The sequence below is a fragment of the Lachnospiraceae bacterium genome (assembly GCA_025758065.1).
GTDB lineage: Bacteria > Bacillota > Clostridia > Lachnospirales > Lachnospiraceae > Enterocloster.
The window spans coordinates 723,046-737,198 of the sequence record CP107199.1 but is presented as its reverse complement, the minus strand read 5'-3'; the positions used below and the strand labels follow the sequence as shown (position 1 = coordinate 737,198).

Below are 14,153 nucleotides of genomic sequence, written 5' to 3'. Positions count from 1 at the left end.
TCCCATACTATAAGGATCCACGCAATATGGAATATAGGGAGGCGGTTTTACAGCTTAAGATGTATTTTACGGTCGTAGATTCGGTGGAACACTTTACTGTGACGGGGGGGGGAGCCATTGTTAAATAAAGATGTTTATAAAATTTTAACAGAGGTATATAAATATTCTGGACAGATCAGAAAGTCAGTAGATTTTGTCACGAATGGAACATTGGAAATACCATTGGAACTATTAGAGCTATTTGAAAAAAACAAAAATAAAACAAAGGTGGTTATAAGCAACTATGGAGAAAATCTGTCAAAAAAAGCTGATATCATACAGCATGAGTTAGAAAAGAGGGAAATACCTTTCAGAGTATCAAAATTTTATGGTGATAATTTATATTACGATGGCTGGATAGATTTTTCGGATCATTCATTAAAATGGGATACAAAAGAAAAAAGGGACGAAAATGCGCAGAAATGTATTCACAGGGTTGGAAAATACTTTGTTATAAATGACGGGGAAATACATTGCTGCTCGAGATCCTATTGGAGAATGAAACAGGGAATAATTCCTAAGGTGAGGGGGGAGTATGTTCCGCTAATGGATCCGTCAATTACGATAGAAGAGAAAAGGGAAGATTTGATGCAAATGTTCAATCAAAAAAGCAGTACATCATGTGCCTATTGTGTAGGCTTGTGCAATGAAACCAAGAGAGTTTTACCTGCCCAGCAGTTAAACAATATACGTAACAGTTAGCAGAAAAATGAATAAAGTGGAATGGTAAGATGAAAAAAATTTTAGTTACAGGTTTATGCACATTACATTGGGGAAGACTGCAATATGGAAATATCGGAAACTACTATATTATAGAGCCACTATTCAGACTTTTGCACAAATACTTCCCAGGATATGCCATAACAACTACTTTTCAAATGACAGAGGAATTTGCCAGGAAGGAAAAAATTGAGATTGTCCCGATGTGGTTATATTATAATTGGGATTCTCAGAATGATCTAAAAAACGCATATGATGATGTCGAAAAAGCAAGAGGATATATTCGGAAAGAGGTCTGTTATAGCGGCTTAACGGAGTATGGTAAGCTGGTATCACAGTGCGAATTTGTTTTAAATGTATCGGGAGATATGTGGGGAGATAACGCGGAGCATGTAGGGCATCAGCGTTTCCTGGTAGACTGTTTGAAAATGCTGACCGCACAGGTGCTGGGAATAAAGACAATATTATATGCAGTGACACCGGGACCGTTCAACAGGATTGAGGATAAAAAGCTTGCGCTGCAGGTGTTCAAAAATTTTTCCATGGTCGTGATCAGGGAAAAATTATCTAAAGAAAATCTTGTTAAATGGGGATTTCCAACGGATCACGTTGTCTGGGCTCCCTGCCCCTCTTTTTTATTTGAGCCAAACAAGGAATATCAGTCGAAGTGGATAAGAAGAATTGAACGGTTGCACCAAAGCAACGAGAAGGTAATAGGTTTAACATTTGGCGGATTTAATATGCCGGTGGGTCCCTATGATATGTGGCCAAGAGATCCGGAACAGTATCGCGTATTTTTGAATGTGGCGGAATACATTATTAATGAATTAAAAGCGGATATCATGATATTTTCCCACACTAACGGCTTTGAGCTTCCGCCGCAGTTTAAACTAATAAATGGTCGTGATTTCATGATCCTGAATCAGTTTTATAAATTGCTGGTTGACAGGAATCAAAATTATAGAGAACATGTAATATTAGTTGATGAACCGTTATTGCCGTGCAATATTAAAAAATTAATAGGCAGACTGGATATGCTGATCACAGGCAGGGTTCACGCTTCTGTTGCAGCGACAAGCCAATGTGTCCCGACTGTGTATATGGAATATAACCAGAATGTGATCTACAGTGATAAAATGTATGGATTTTCATCCCAGATCGGCATGGAAAAATACGTGTCGGCGCCAGGAAATTTTAATGATCTGGCAGCGATAATAACGGATTGCTATGATAATATTGATCTTGTGAGAAGACAGCTGGAAGAAAAAATCCCTGTAATAAAAAAACAGGCAGAAGATATCTTTGAGGATATCAGAAAAATATGTGTGAACAAAAAATAATATATGAATGGTGTAAAGGGAAAAAATACACGGAAAGAATCAGCACTTTTTTAAAAGAAGTTGATCCGGTCATGATCCCAAAACTGAGTGAACGCGTAGCAGTTGATGAATATGCAGAGAAGCTGGCATGTAATGCGGATACGGTATTTGCAAAGAATAAATATCAGGATATAGCAGCATGCTCTGTTTATTGCAATAGAGGGGATGCATTTGTTTCATCAGTAGCAGTAAAAAAAGCGTTTTGGAATCAAGGAGTGGCAACAGGACTCTTGAAAGAGACAGCAATACATGCGAAAGAGAAAAAATGTTTAAGAATATTTTTGAAGGTCTGGAGCGAAAATATACCTGCCGTGAAATTATATGAGAAAGCAGGTTTTTCATTAGCCTCAAAAGAAGGTGAATGGAGTATCATGGTGATGCTTATAGATGAGGAGAAGGGTATATGCTATATATGACATTACAAGAAGTCAGGGAACGAATTGATAAAAATTATGAATGTATCCGGGAAATTGAAAAACTAGTCCCGGAGCAAAAACAGGAAGAACAAATGCTGGGGCTGATCTCCCTGATCGGATCAATGTATTCAGAATTTGTAACAGGGGTATATTCAAGTGAAGACCTGGAACGATATATTAGCAATATTGGAAGAAAAGTAAGGCTTTCAGACAAGATTAAAGCTCCGGATAATAAAGTATTGATTGTCATGAGCAAAGCGTCCTATATCGGTGGGCACACGGTTTTAGTCCATAACTGGATAAAGTGGGATGATACGAAGCAGTATTCAATCGCATTTACGGATTCGGATGAACTGGATACACCGGATTTTATCAGGGACGCTGTCGATAGTTCAGGAGGAAATATTGCATATCTCAGGGGAGATTATTTGCAAAAGGCGGAAAAGTTAGCGAACTTATCGGAAGAATTTGAGAGAATAATTTTATTTACACATATGAATGATATTATTCCGATACTTGCATATAGCAATCCCGGATGGAAAATACCGATATATTTTTATAATCACGCTGATTTCAGGTTTTCTTATGGGTTTCGAATTTCAGACGCCGTATTGAATTTAGGGCAATTTGATGTAGATAAGAGCATACGATACAGGGGGGTTAAAAAAAATCAGAGTGTATATATGCAATTTCCCGGAATGGGGGAATTTGAACAGGAAAAAGACAGGATTGTCATTAACAGGGATAAGCTGAGAAAAAAAATAAATTGTAAATACGGCTTAAAACAAAATGATAAATTAGTTGTTTCCATGGGAGCTGATTTTAAGTATGAAAGCATTGTCGGATATGAGTTTGACAGGTATGTAAAAAAAATTGTTGAAAGCGACCGGAAAAGTGTTTTTTTTATTATAGGAGCAGATAAAAACAGACCAAAATGGAAGCAGCTGGAAAAGAGTACGCAGGGAAGAGCGAGAATTTTAGGAGTTTTGCCGCGCGAGGAAGCAGATGAATTGATATGTGCCGCTGATCTATACATTGTATCATTCCCAATGATGTCTTATGGCAGAAAGCTTGCGGATAGCATGAAAATTCCAAGTCTCTGTCTCAATATTATTGGCAGAAATGTGGATACAAATGATATCAGAACGGCGGATTCCGTCGATGAGCTGGTTGAAAAGACGATAGATGTACTGAATGGCAATGAAAAGAAATACCTACATACATCGCAGATAGAACAGTGGTCCAAAGAACGGTGGCTGAAAGAATGGGAAAAGGTATGTGCGGCTTTTCCAACACACAAAATACAGGAATTTCATCCGCAAAGACATATCGAGAAACAGGAATACGTTAATTGTCAGCTTATGCAGGAAACAGCAGGACGGTCCATTGCCTATTATATGAGTACGCATCCGGTCAGTAAAGAGGTAAGACAGAAAATAGCCGAACTGGATGAAAGATATGAAATGGATATTTTTCAAAGAGACATATATGAATCATATAATAACGCAATTGGCATGGCGGATAAAAATTACAAATTATACCAGACCGCTGTAAAATGGCTGAGAATAAAGCAGTCGGGTAAAAAAATCGCACAGTACCTGAGCCGGAAAGACTGTCATACGGTGGCAATATATGGAATGGGCTATATGGGGCAGACACTGGCGGACGAATTGACGGATGGAAATGTAAAAGTATTATACGGAATTGATCAGAATGCTGGAAATCTGAAATGGAAAATAAAAATATGCAGACCATCTGATAAGATCGAACCGGTAGATTTAATTATAAATACAACAGTTATTGATAATTCAATGATACTGCATGGAATGGAAGAGAAAAATATACCAATGGCTGCATTTGATGAATTATTAGACCAGATATTGCCGTATACGCATTGTATAGACGGTAACAATCAGATAGAGCGAGAGGAATAAAAGTGCAAGGGATTTTATATTGGATAACCGGATTATCAGGCGCGGGTAAAACAACGATAGGAACCAGGCTTTATTATGAAATGAAAAAAACACATGATAATGTCGTTCTTCTGGACGGAGATATATTAAAAGAGATCGTGGATGAAAATGTAGGATATTCGGATGGGCAGAGAAGAAAAAGGGCAATGAAATATGCCAGAATTTGTAAAATGCTTACAGATCAGAACATATATGTAATTTGCTGTACCGTGGCAATGTATGATGAAGTGCGCAAATGGAACCGGGAAAATAACAAAAGATATGTTGAAGTGTTTTTGGATGTTCCGGTGGAAGTATTAAGGGAAAGAGATCAAAAAGGGCTGTATTCGAAATTGGAAAATGGAAAAATAAAAAATGTAAGTGGTATGGATTTACAGGTGGAATTTCCTAAAACACCGGATATCACGGTTAGAAATGACGGTAGCCGCACAGTGGCAGATGTTGTAAAAGAGATCATGGGCTTTCAGCCGCAGTATAGATCAGATTTTGACAGGGATACGGGTAATTACAAAAAATAGTATAAGGCGGAAATGTTATGATAAATGGTCAAGCCATAGAAAAGTATATTAAAATGCTCATAGATCAGAATATTACAAGATTTGTGATATATCCATATGGTGTAAATGGAAAGAGCATTCATCAAGTGTTAAAAAATAAATTTAATATTGAGCCGATCTGTATTGTAGACAATATAATATGCCAGTGGAATACCGATATTATCAGTTTAGAGGAGTTTAAAAGAAGAGAAAAGAAAGATTGTTATGTGATATTAACTGTAGAAAAAAATGAATTGAATACAAAAATGTTTGAACAGTTAAAATCATTCATGGGAGAAGAAAAAATCATTAATATATTGGATTGTGAAAACTACATACCCGAAGATGCATTCCCAGACTTTTCAGCTTTTCAGCTTAAATCCTTATTAGGAAAAAGGAATTATGGTATTGCCCAGGAACAAAGCAATATGATGAAAGTCAGGATTTTAAATTTTTCCAGTGCTACATGGAATGCAATTCGTACAATTTGTCAGGCATGTCAGGCGGATGCACAAATTGATTTACTGGTCATAATGGGACAAAAAAATATGTCAGAGGATATGCTTGATGAAATGAGAACACATGGATTTGACTATATTAGTATTCATGAGTACAGCGTGAAAGATGACAAACCTGATATATTGGTCATTAGCCATCCGTATGATATATTTTCTAATATACAGGACTGCCGCAGATACTGTAAGTTAATTGTAGTTGCATCTATGCAGTTAGTAAGATATGCACACAACTGGACAAGCTTTTTTTTAACCCAGAGGCATGGATTTGGAAGATTTTATCCGGACTATTATTTGTTTGATTCGTTATTGTACCATGATATTGTAAATGCAGGATATGGGTCGGACAGGGTTGTTGAAATGGGAAATCCTAAATTTGATGGTATATTTGAAAATATACAGAAAAAACAGATACCTGAAGGATGGAAAAAAATTCTGTGGGGGGAGGGGGTAAAGAGAGTAATTTTATGGACGACGGATCATGGTGTGCATGATGGGAAAATAACAGAAGATGTTACACTGGATTTATATGGAAAACATCTTTTTGAATATGCAGAAAGTCATGCAGAAACAGGATTTATATTTAGACCACATAAAGCACTTATTCGTGAACTTCAGGATGCAGGATTGTGGTGTGAAGAAGATTTAGAAGAATTGAAACAATACTGTATGCGGAGCGGAAATATAGTATTTGATGATACTTTTACATATGATGCGGCATATTCAGTGGCAGATGCCGTTATTACGGATGCATATTGTGGAATTACCTGTTCAGCGCTGCCATTATTAAAGCCAATGCTTCTCTTGTACCGTACAAAAGATAGTATGCCATACCATAAAGAAATAGCAGAGTGTACTTATTCGGCTGCAACAAATGAGGAAATAGATGAGTTTATAGCACATGTTGTCTTGGGCGAAGAAGACCCCAAGTATGAATTACGCAAGATAAATGCTGCAAAATGTGTAAAAAATTTTGACGGCAAAAACGGATGGAGAATTAAAGAATTTTTAAAGCAGAAATACTGGACCATGGGCAGGTCTGAAAGAGGATAAAATGGAGAGATTTAAAAACAACACAGTTATTTTTAGGGACTGCGCATATAAGAATGGAAAATTATATTTTTTTGATGCCGATAACGTAATTCCCATCAGTTTGGATCTGGATAACGGGAAATTCAAGATTTTACCGATCGAGAATATAAAACAGTTCCGTGGGAACCCATTCGATTTGGAGACAGAATGGGAAAACTGTTTGTATGCAGTAGAAATGGATGGAAAATATATGTGTCGGTATCAGCTGGATACAGGACATGTAAAATATATAGAAATTAATTGTGGGATAAGAAAAGATGGTAATCTGGCCTTCTTGGAGGCATATAACGATTATATATATATATTCAACCGCTTTGGCATGGTTGTTATCTATGACACAAAGACGGAAACGGTACATACTGTAGATGCGGCAGTCCAGGATAAAGAATTTATTACAGGATGTCATTATGGACAAAGCTATTATCTGTTTTCCAATGATGGTACCACAGTGCTGGAATTTGATATAGGAAGTGGAAACTGGAAGACACATAATAGTACGGATATGCTGGCAGGTCAGGCAAAAGTGGTACATGCAGTATGTGATGAAACCAAAATATATATTCTTTTTGAAAATGCTTCAATTGTAGTGTGGAATGTCATGGAAAACAGGAAACAGCAGATAGATATCGCAAAATTCTATTACAAAAGTAATCCGGCTGTTTCAAGAATATGTATTACAGACAGGAACATAATTGTTTTGCCATCCCTGGAGAAAGATATTGTATGTATTGAAAAACAGACGGGTGAGGCATACTGTATGGATACTTATCCGCCGGATTTCCAATATGATGCCGGAAAGAAAAAATGGAGCAAATATATAGGGTATTGCGAGAATGACACAGCATATTATTTTGCCTGCCGCACAAGCGAATACATTTTGGAGGTTTCAAAGCTGAGCGGAAAGCTCAAGTGGATAAAATCAAAGATCGATGCAGATGAACCGTTTTATTATGATATAGCGCATGGAGTGCTATACGAAAAAGAGGGATATCTGGAACTGATGCTAAAAGAGATACTATAGCAAGTCTCTTAAATAACGCATCTTCTTTACAGCGGTGATAAAATATAGTGTAGGAGATGATAGTATGCTACACAATGAAGCCAGAAAACTGGTATTGGAAGCCTGGGATAAAACCCATAATGCCAGGGAGATTGCAAAATATTTTTCAGTAAATGAAAGCACTATATACCGCCTTGTAGAGGAGCGCGCACGTACTGGCAGTTACGAGACCAGAACGCAGCTGAGAGGACGGAAAACAATTCTTACAGAAAAGCATCACCACGATATTCTGGAACTTGTGCAAAAACAACCGGATATCACAATGAAGGAGATTGTCGAAACGCTTCATTTACCGATAGGCGACGAAGCCGTCAGACGTTTTCTGATAAAACAAGGTGATACCTATAAGAAAAAGTCTTTGCATGCAAAAGAACAGGAGCGTCCCCGATGTGCAGAGAAAACGCAGCAAATGGACAGAAACTATATCTGGTGCAAATGCAGAACATCAAATATATATCGATGAAAGCGGTATTAATACAAATCTCACAAGGCACTATGCACATGCAGTACATGGGAAACGTGCCATGGATGCTACCCCGATAAACACACCTGCCGGAACAACTGTTTTGTCATCCATCCGACTTAACGGCAGTCTGGTATATACTACGTACCAAGGTGGAACAACTGCACAACGATTTCGCGAATATATGGAAAAACAATTGATACCGAGTCTTGAGAAAGACGATGTTGTGATCATGGATAATATGCGTTCCCATCATGCCAAAATAGTAACGGAACTTTTGGACAAGGCAGGTATTTCCTATCTGTATTTGCCACCATACAGTCCAGATTTGAACCCCATTGAAAAAATGTGGTCAAAAATGAAGTCCATCCTCAGAAAGAGGAAAATCCGCATTGCTGCTGATCTACCTGTGGCTGTAAAAGCGGCCTTAGAAACAATAAGCATGAATGATTGCAAAGGGTGGTTCCACGCGTCAGGAATTTGCGTTAATTAAGAGGATAGCTATAGGTTATAGAAAAATGAAAAGGTGAATCACATATGGAGGAATTACAGATTATTTCATAATATGGGAATAAAACGATGAAGTATACAAACGCGTCAATAAAAAAATTTGCGCAATATGTAAAAAACAACAATAAAAAAATAATATTATTTGGCTCGGGTGCGGTATGTAAAACCTTTATTCCATATATATTAGATCAATATGGAATTTCAGAACATGTTCTTTTGGTAATTGATAATAATCCGGCTAAACAGGGTCTGACGATTCGATTTAATAAAAAGGTTGTAAGGGTCTGCTGCATAGATGTTTTAGAACGCTGTAAAGAAGACTATTGCATTGTAATAACAAACGGAGATTTCTATTCCGTAATGGATCAGCTTGATCGGATAAAAGAATGCAAAGACAAGGTCTGCTTTATTGCGGCTGTCATTCAATTAGACCGGGAATATGATAAGAAGCTGAATTTTGTATATCATGATTTTCAATCTCCTCAGATTCCTAAAATCATTCATTATTGCTGGTTCTCAGGAAGGGAAATGCCAATGGACCTGCAGAGATGTGTTGCGACCTGGAAGGAAAAATGCCCGGATTATGAGATCATCTGCTGGAATGAATCGAATTACGATGTGAACAAGTACAGGTACACAAAAGAGGCATATGCCTTACAAAAATGGGGGTACATTCCCGATATTGTCAGGCTGGATGTCTTGTATGAATTGGGAGGATTTTATTTTGACACAGATGTAAGGATATTGAAAAATCTCGATGATCTGCGATATCAGCAGGCTTTTTGCGGCAGGGAGAGAGCCGGACATGTTAATTTTGGCGGAGGATCGGGAAGCATTCCTCACAGTGCTGTTGTAAAAAAAATCCTGGAATTCCGCCAGGATGAACCGTTTGCGCTCGGGAATGGATGCTATAATGCGGAGGCAAGCGGCTATTATGAGACCGCTCCATTGATGGAACTTGGGTTAAAAATAGAAGATATAAATCAAAAGCTTGATGGAATTAATGTTTATGCTTCGGAGTTTTTTTCCCCGTATAATTATATCAATGGGGACAATATTAAAAATGAAAACACCCATTCCATTCATTATTTTAGCGGAAGCTGGATCGAAGGCGGAGAAAAGTTAAGAAAAGAAACCAGAGAAAAATATAATGTTGTAAAAAATGAACTGGGAGAACTGGTGTAATGGCAAGATTTGTATTTGGTATGGGAATTGCCTTAATTAATCATTGGAAAATAATTAAAAAAAATTTCAACCCGGATTATGGAATCGATAATGACAAAAGCAAATGGGGAAAAAGTGACACATATACAAATCTGACATGTATTGCGCCGGAAAAATTGTATGGACAAAAAGATGCAGAGGCCTTGATCACTGTCGGAGATCCATACATAATAGAAAAAATAAAAAAGCAGCTTGAGGATATGCATATTCCATACAAGGTGCTCGTGCAAGAGATCGACAAATGGACCAGTGGAGAGAAGCTGCCGGAGCATTTACGATCAATGAGTGATAATGAAAAGAAGATTTTACTGTTTAATACGCCGGAACATGACAATATTGGGGATCATTTAATTACGCTTGCGGAATTAGATTTCCTGAAAAAATATTTTAAGGATTATAAAATATATGAAATAACGGATATTGAATATAGCTGGTATCATTTGAAAATCAAAAAAAACGTTACAATAAATGATATCATACTGATCACGGGCGGTGGGTTCCTTGGCTCATTATGGTTGTACAATGGGGAGAAAAATGTCAGGAATATTTTAAAGGAATACCATCATAATAAAATAGTTATTTTGCCACAAACAATTTATTTTGAGGAAAATGATAGAGGAAAAAAAGAATTAGAGGAGACGAAGAAAATTTATAACAGTCATAATAACCTTACAGTTTGTGCCAGGGAGAAAAAATCATATGAGATATTATCCCAAATATTAAAACCACATATCCGGGTAGAATTATTACCGGATATGGCACTATTTTATCATGTAGGACGTGTGGGGAAGAAAGAGGGAAAAAGGGAAAAAAAGGCAATCCTATGTCTGCGGAATGACAAGGAAAAAATTCTTACATCCATGGAACAAAAGAAAATCGAACAGGAGCTTATCCTTCAAAACTGGGAAATACAAAAAACGTCGATGCATTCCGGGGAATTTTTGGGGATAAATGGACGGAAAGAACAGGTTTACAATAAGCTGGCACAGATCCAGGATTCCGGATTAGTTGTGACGGATACATTACACTGTATGATATCGGCGGCCCTTACCGGAACACCGTGTATTGCATTTAATAATCTTTCGGGAAAAGTCGAAAATGTATATAAATGGATAGAAAAAATGCCATATATCCAACTGTGCAACGAACGAACTGAATTTGAGGACAAGGTGCAGGCGCTGGATAAAAAATCAGAAATCTGTAACAACGTCCGATTTAAAGAGTATGAGGAACGATTGGAAAAAATTATCAGAGGAATGTGAATTGTGGATAAATTAAGACCTAAACGGTTTATTAATTGCTATGTGCCAACACAGGCATGTAACTTCAGATGTACGTATTGCTATATTGGACAAAAAAAAGTTTTTGACAATAAGATGTTTCATTGTATATATCTGATTGAAACTATGAAAAAAGCGACTTCCAAAGAACGGCTCGGAGGGATGTGTATTTTCAATTTGTGTGCCGGTGGAGAAACGTTACTGACACCGGATATATTGCCGGTGATCAGAATGCTGCTGGAAAATGGACATAATGTTTCAATTGTAACAAATGGGACGGTGACAGCATCATTTGAAAGGCTACTGGAGCTGCCGGAAGAGATAACAAGATTTTTATATATAAAATTTTCGTTCCATTTTCTTGAATTAAATAGAACAGGACAGCTTAATGTTTTTTTTAAAAATGTACATAGAATACAAAACGCTGGCATTTCATTTTCAATAGATATCACGCCATGTGATGAGCTGATTCCATATATCAGTCAGATAAAGGAGATTTTCGACAAAGAAATGAATGGTGCGATGCCGCACATTTCGGTTGCAAGAGATACCACCAGTACAGAGTTAAAGATTTTATCCAATATGGATAAAGAGGAATATCAAAAAGTATGGGGGCAATTTGATTCAGCGAAGTTTGACTATAAAATAAAGGAATTTCTGGTTCCGCACCGGGAATATTGTTTTGCGGGGAAATTGAGCTTTTCACTGGAACTTGCTACCGGAAACTGCAGAATATGCGATGGGGCGCCTGACCCGAAAAGCATGGATTTTTATAATTTGTACGAAAATCCGGAGGAAGAAATTCCCTTTGTGGAGATTGGATGCAACTGTCCTACAGCGCATTGCTATAATTGCCATGCGCTGCTGACATTGGGAACAATACCGGAGCTGGTCACGCCGACATATACGCAAATGTTAGACCGGACCGATAAAGATGGAAAGCATTGGCTTACAGAGGACCTGCGGGAATTTTATTCCTGTAAGCTGGGGGAGTAAAGGAACGCATACCATGGGCAGATTACATATTTCATTAGATGATGTAAAGGGAATTTTTAAAGTATTGGCAGAGGATTCCATGGATAGTATCTTTGAAACAAGAACATTGGCATTTTTAAATAAAATGCATGAATTATATGGAATGCAGATCGGTCTGTTCTGTACATATCAGGATGGAAATTTTTCCCTGGAAAAAGTATCTGAAAAATATGTAGATGAATTTAGAAGAAACCAGAACTGGCTAACATTCGGGTTTCATTGTTATGATGAAAATCTGACATATGATAGAGATAATTTAAATGATTTTCAAAGACATTTTGATAGATTCCAAAAACAGATCAGACGGATAACCGGACAAAAAAATACTGTTGATGCACTTAGACTGCATTCTTTTGGGGGCAGTCTGGAAAATTGCAGATTTCTCCGGGAAAAAGGCGTTAAAACATTATTTACAGCCGATGATGACCGTACAAGCTATTATCTTAATGGGATTCAAATGGAACAATTAAAAAAAATGGGATCGTATTATGATAAAAAGGAAGACTTAATGTTTATCCGTTCCTGCACCAGATTGGAGAAAAGTACCGATATTATTTCTGAGATAGAGAATTATAAAAACATATCGGATGGAATGATATCCGTTTTTACGCATGAATGGCAGATGGACAGGAACGATGTCAGGAAACAATTAGAAGCGTGTTGTCGTTGGGACGGTGAGATGAGTGATTAAAATATCTATAATAATACCAGTGTATAATAAAGAAAGATTTTTGGACAGATGCATTCAAAGCGTATTAGACAGCCCATTGAAAGAATTTGAAATAATATGCATCGAAGATGGATCTACCGATGGATCAAAAGAATTGTTACAGGAAATTAAAAAAGATAATAGCAGCATCACTGTATTTACAAATGAAAAAAACCGGGGGGCAGCATATTCACGGAACATAGGGATAACACATGCAAAGGGAAAATATATTATGTTCCTGGATGCAGACGATTATCTGGATACAAATGCGTTGGAAATATATTATGAAACAATGGAAAAGTCCCAGGCGCAGGGATGCTTTATCAGATTCCAGATCAGCAGCGATCACGCAAGCAATGAAACGGGGATCATACATGAATATAAAGATGTATACAGGGGTCTGGACTTATTAGACAGGTTTGTCAATAACAATGAAAATTTTTTATATGCCTGCAATGCAATCTGGCAAAGGGAATTTTTACTGGAAAACAAGATACAGTTTAAAAATACAAAAATTGGAGAAGGGGGTCTGCTCATTCTTGAGGGACTTTTAAAAGCAGAGCGGGTAGTATGCAGCAATTTTGCAGGATACCATTACATGATAAATCCCACTTCAACAAATAAGGGAAAAGACGCGTTTCAGGAATCAGCGATCGGTCAGCTAAAACAGCTTATATTTATGATAAAACACTTAAAGGCTGATACAGAAAACAGGGAAATTGCCAATTTTTTAGACTGGTATATCAAAAAAAATATTGGAGGAATTACGAATCTGCGTTTGGCTGAAAATCAATATACAGAAAAAGGATTTTCGAAACCGGAAGATATTGTACTGCTTTCATTAATCCAGGGGAATTATTTAGAGAGAAAACTACAAATTGAGGATAGGATAGAATCAATACTAAAACGAAAGAAAAAGGTATATCTATACGGAGCCGGGTATGAGACAGCTGCGGCGATTAGGTATTGCCACCGGATGGGTATAGAGATAGTAAAAATATTTGTAACATCGAAGGAGAATAATCCTGATAATATATATGGATTCCATGTATATGAATTTGATGAAAAATCAGTAGATGATTTTAGTGTTCCGTTTCTGATAACAGCACATAAAAAGCATCAGGGGGCAATTATACGGACACTAAGAAAAAAAGGCATATTGAACATAGCGGCCGCTGTTTAGCCGGAATATCAAGGAAGGG

Annotated in this window: 14 protein-coding genes; all 14 read left to right on the top strand. The window is 37.2% G+C overall.

Annotated features, from left to right (window positions below):
* Nucleotides 1-117: 117 nt before the first annotated feature.
* The 14 genes from OGM16_03380 to OGM16_03315 all read left to right on the top strand — a co-directional run bounded on the left by OGM16_03380 (nucleotide 118) and on the right by OGM16_03315 (nucleotide 14,134).
* Nucleotides 118-741: a radical SAM protein gene (locus tag OGM16_03380; protein UYJ47327.1), complete on the top strand. Its 624-nt coding sequence runs from the start codon at nucleotides 118-120 to the stop codon at nucleotides 739-741.
* A gap of 29 nt (nucleotides 742-770) precedes the next feature.
* Entirely contained in the window at nucleotides 771-2,099 is a 1,329-nt protein-coding gene (locus OGM16_03375) for a polysaccharide pyruvyl transferase family protein (protein UYJ47326.1), read from the top strand.
* On the top strand, nucleotides 2,081-2,554 hold the full coding sequence (locus OGM16_03370; GenBank protein ID UYJ47325.1) for a GNAT family N-acetyltransferase: 474 nt from the start codon (nucleotides 2,081-2,083) through the stop codon (nucleotides 2,552-2,554). Before OGM16_03375 ends, OGM16_03370 begins: the two co-directional genes overlap by 19 nt.
* Nucleotides 2,542-4,488 (top strand): hypothetical protein, encoded by a 1,947-nt coding sequence (locus tag OGM16_03365; protein ID UYJ47324.1) that lies wholly within the window; start codon nucleotides 2,542-2,544, stop codon nucleotides 4,486-4,488. The genes OGM16_03370 and OGM16_03365 overlap by 13 nt, the downstream gene beginning before the upstream one ends.
* Nucleotides 4,489-4,490: 2 nt before the next feature.
* Nucleotides 4,491-5,045: an adenylyl-sulfate kinase gene (locus OGM16_03360; protein ID UYJ47323.1), complete on the top strand. Its 555-nt coding sequence runs from the start codon at nucleotides 4,491-4,493 to the stop codon at nucleotides 5,043-5,045.
* 17 nt (nucleotides 5,046-5,062) lie between these two features.
* Nucleotides 5,063-6,631: a hypothetical protein gene (locus tag OGM16_03355; protein UYJ47322.1), complete on the top strand. Its 1,569-nt coding sequence runs from the start codon at nucleotides 5,063-5,065 to the stop codon at nucleotides 6,629-6,631.
* A gap of 1 nt (nucleotide 6,632) precedes the next feature.
* Nucleotides 6,633-7,691 (top strand): hypothetical protein, encoded by a 1,059-nt coding sequence (locus OGM16_03350; protein ID UYJ47321.1) that lies wholly within the window; start codon nucleotides 6,633-6,635, stop codon nucleotides 7,689-7,691.
* Between the two features lie 64 nt (nucleotides 7,692-7,755).
* Complete coding sequence (locus OGM16_03345) at nucleotides 7,756-8,193, top strand: IS630 transposase-related protein (GenBank protein UYJ47320.1); 438 nt, start codon at nucleotides 7,756-7,758, stop codon at nucleotides 8,191-8,193.
* The gene (locus OGM16_03340) at nucleotides 8,120-8,686 is read left to right on the top strand and encodes an IS630 family transposase (GenBank protein ID UYJ47319.1); all 567 of its coding nucleotides are present in this window, start codon (nucleotides 8,120-8,122) and stop codon (nucleotides 8,684-8,686) included. Before OGM16_03345 ends, OGM16_03340 begins: the two co-directional genes overlap by 74 nt.
* Nucleotides 8,687-8,772: 86 nt before the next feature.
* The gene (locus OGM16_03335; GenBank protein UYJ47318.1) at nucleotides 8,773-9,888 is read left to right on the top strand and encodes a glycosyltransferase; all 1,116 of its coding nucleotides are present in this window, start codon (nucleotides 8,773-8,775) and stop codon (nucleotides 9,886-9,888) included.
* Complete coding sequence (locus OGM16_03330; protein ID UYJ47317.1) at nucleotides 9,888-11,189, top strand: polysaccharide pyruvyl transferase family protein; 1,302 nt, start codon at nucleotides 9,888-9,890, stop codon at nucleotides 11,187-11,189. The genes OGM16_03335 and OGM16_03330 overlap by 1 nt, the downstream gene beginning before the upstream one ends.
* Before the next feature lie 528 nt (nucleotides 11,190-11,717).
* The gene (locus tag OGM16_03325) at nucleotides 11,718-12,203 is read left to right on the top strand and encodes a hypothetical protein (protein ID UYJ47316.1); all 486 of its coding nucleotides are present in this window, start codon (nucleotides 11,718-11,720) and stop codon (nucleotides 12,201-12,203) included.
* Nucleotides 12,204-12,216: 13 nt separating this feature from the next.
* The gene (locus tag OGM16_03320; protein UYJ47315.1) at nucleotides 12,217-12,933 is read left to right on the top strand and encodes a hypothetical protein; all 717 of its coding nucleotides are present in this window, start codon (nucleotides 12,217-12,219) and stop codon (nucleotides 12,931-12,933) included.
* Entirely contained in the window at nucleotides 12,926-14,134 is a 1,209-nt protein-coding gene (locus OGM16_03315; protein ID UYJ47314.1) for a glycosyltransferase, read from the top strand. Before OGM16_03320 ends, OGM16_03315 begins: the two co-directional genes overlap by 8 nt.
* Nucleotides 14,135-14,153: the final 19 nt, after the last annotated feature.

Excerpts from the sequence above, each read along its gene's own strand:
- OGM16_03375 (UYJ47326.1), top strand. The coding sequence starts at position 771 with ATGAAAAAAATTTTAGTTACAGGTTTATGCACATTACATTGGGGAAGA.
- OGM16_03370 (UYJ47325.1), top strand. The coding sequence starts at position 2,081 with ATGTGTGAACAAAAAATAATATATGAATGGTGTAAAGGGAAAAAATAC.
- OGM16_03365 (UYJ47324.1), top strand. The coding sequence starts at position 2,542 with ATGCTATATATGACATTACAAGAAGTCAGGGAACGAATTGATAAAAAT.
- OGM16_03355 (UYJ47322.1), top strand. The coding sequence starts at position 5,063 with ATGATAAATGGTCAAGCCATAGAAAAGTATATTAAAATGCTCATAGAT.
- OGM16_03350 (UYJ47321.1), top strand. The coding sequence starts at position 6,633 with ATGGAGAGATTTAAAAACAACACAGTTATTTTTAGGGACTGCGCATAT.
- OGM16_03345 (UYJ47320.1), top strand. The coding sequence starts at position 7,756 with ATGCTACACAATGAAGCCAGAAAACTGGTATTGGAAGCCTGGGATAAA.
- OGM16_03335 (UYJ47318.1), top strand. The coding sequence starts at position 8,773 with ATGAAGTATACAAACGCGTCAATAAAAAAATTTGCGCAATATGTAAAA.
- OGM16_03330 (UYJ47317.1), top strand. The coding sequence starts at position 9,888 with ATGGCAAGATTTGTATTTGGTATGGGAATTGCCTTAATTAATCATTGG.
- OGM16_03325 (UYJ47316.1), top strand. The coding sequence starts at position 11,718 with ATGAATGGTGCGATGCCGCACATTTCGGTTGCAAGAGATACCACCAGT.
- OGM16_03320 (UYJ47315.1), top strand. The coding sequence starts at position 12,217 with ATGGGCAGATTACATATTTCATTAGATGATGTAAAGGGAATTTTTAAA.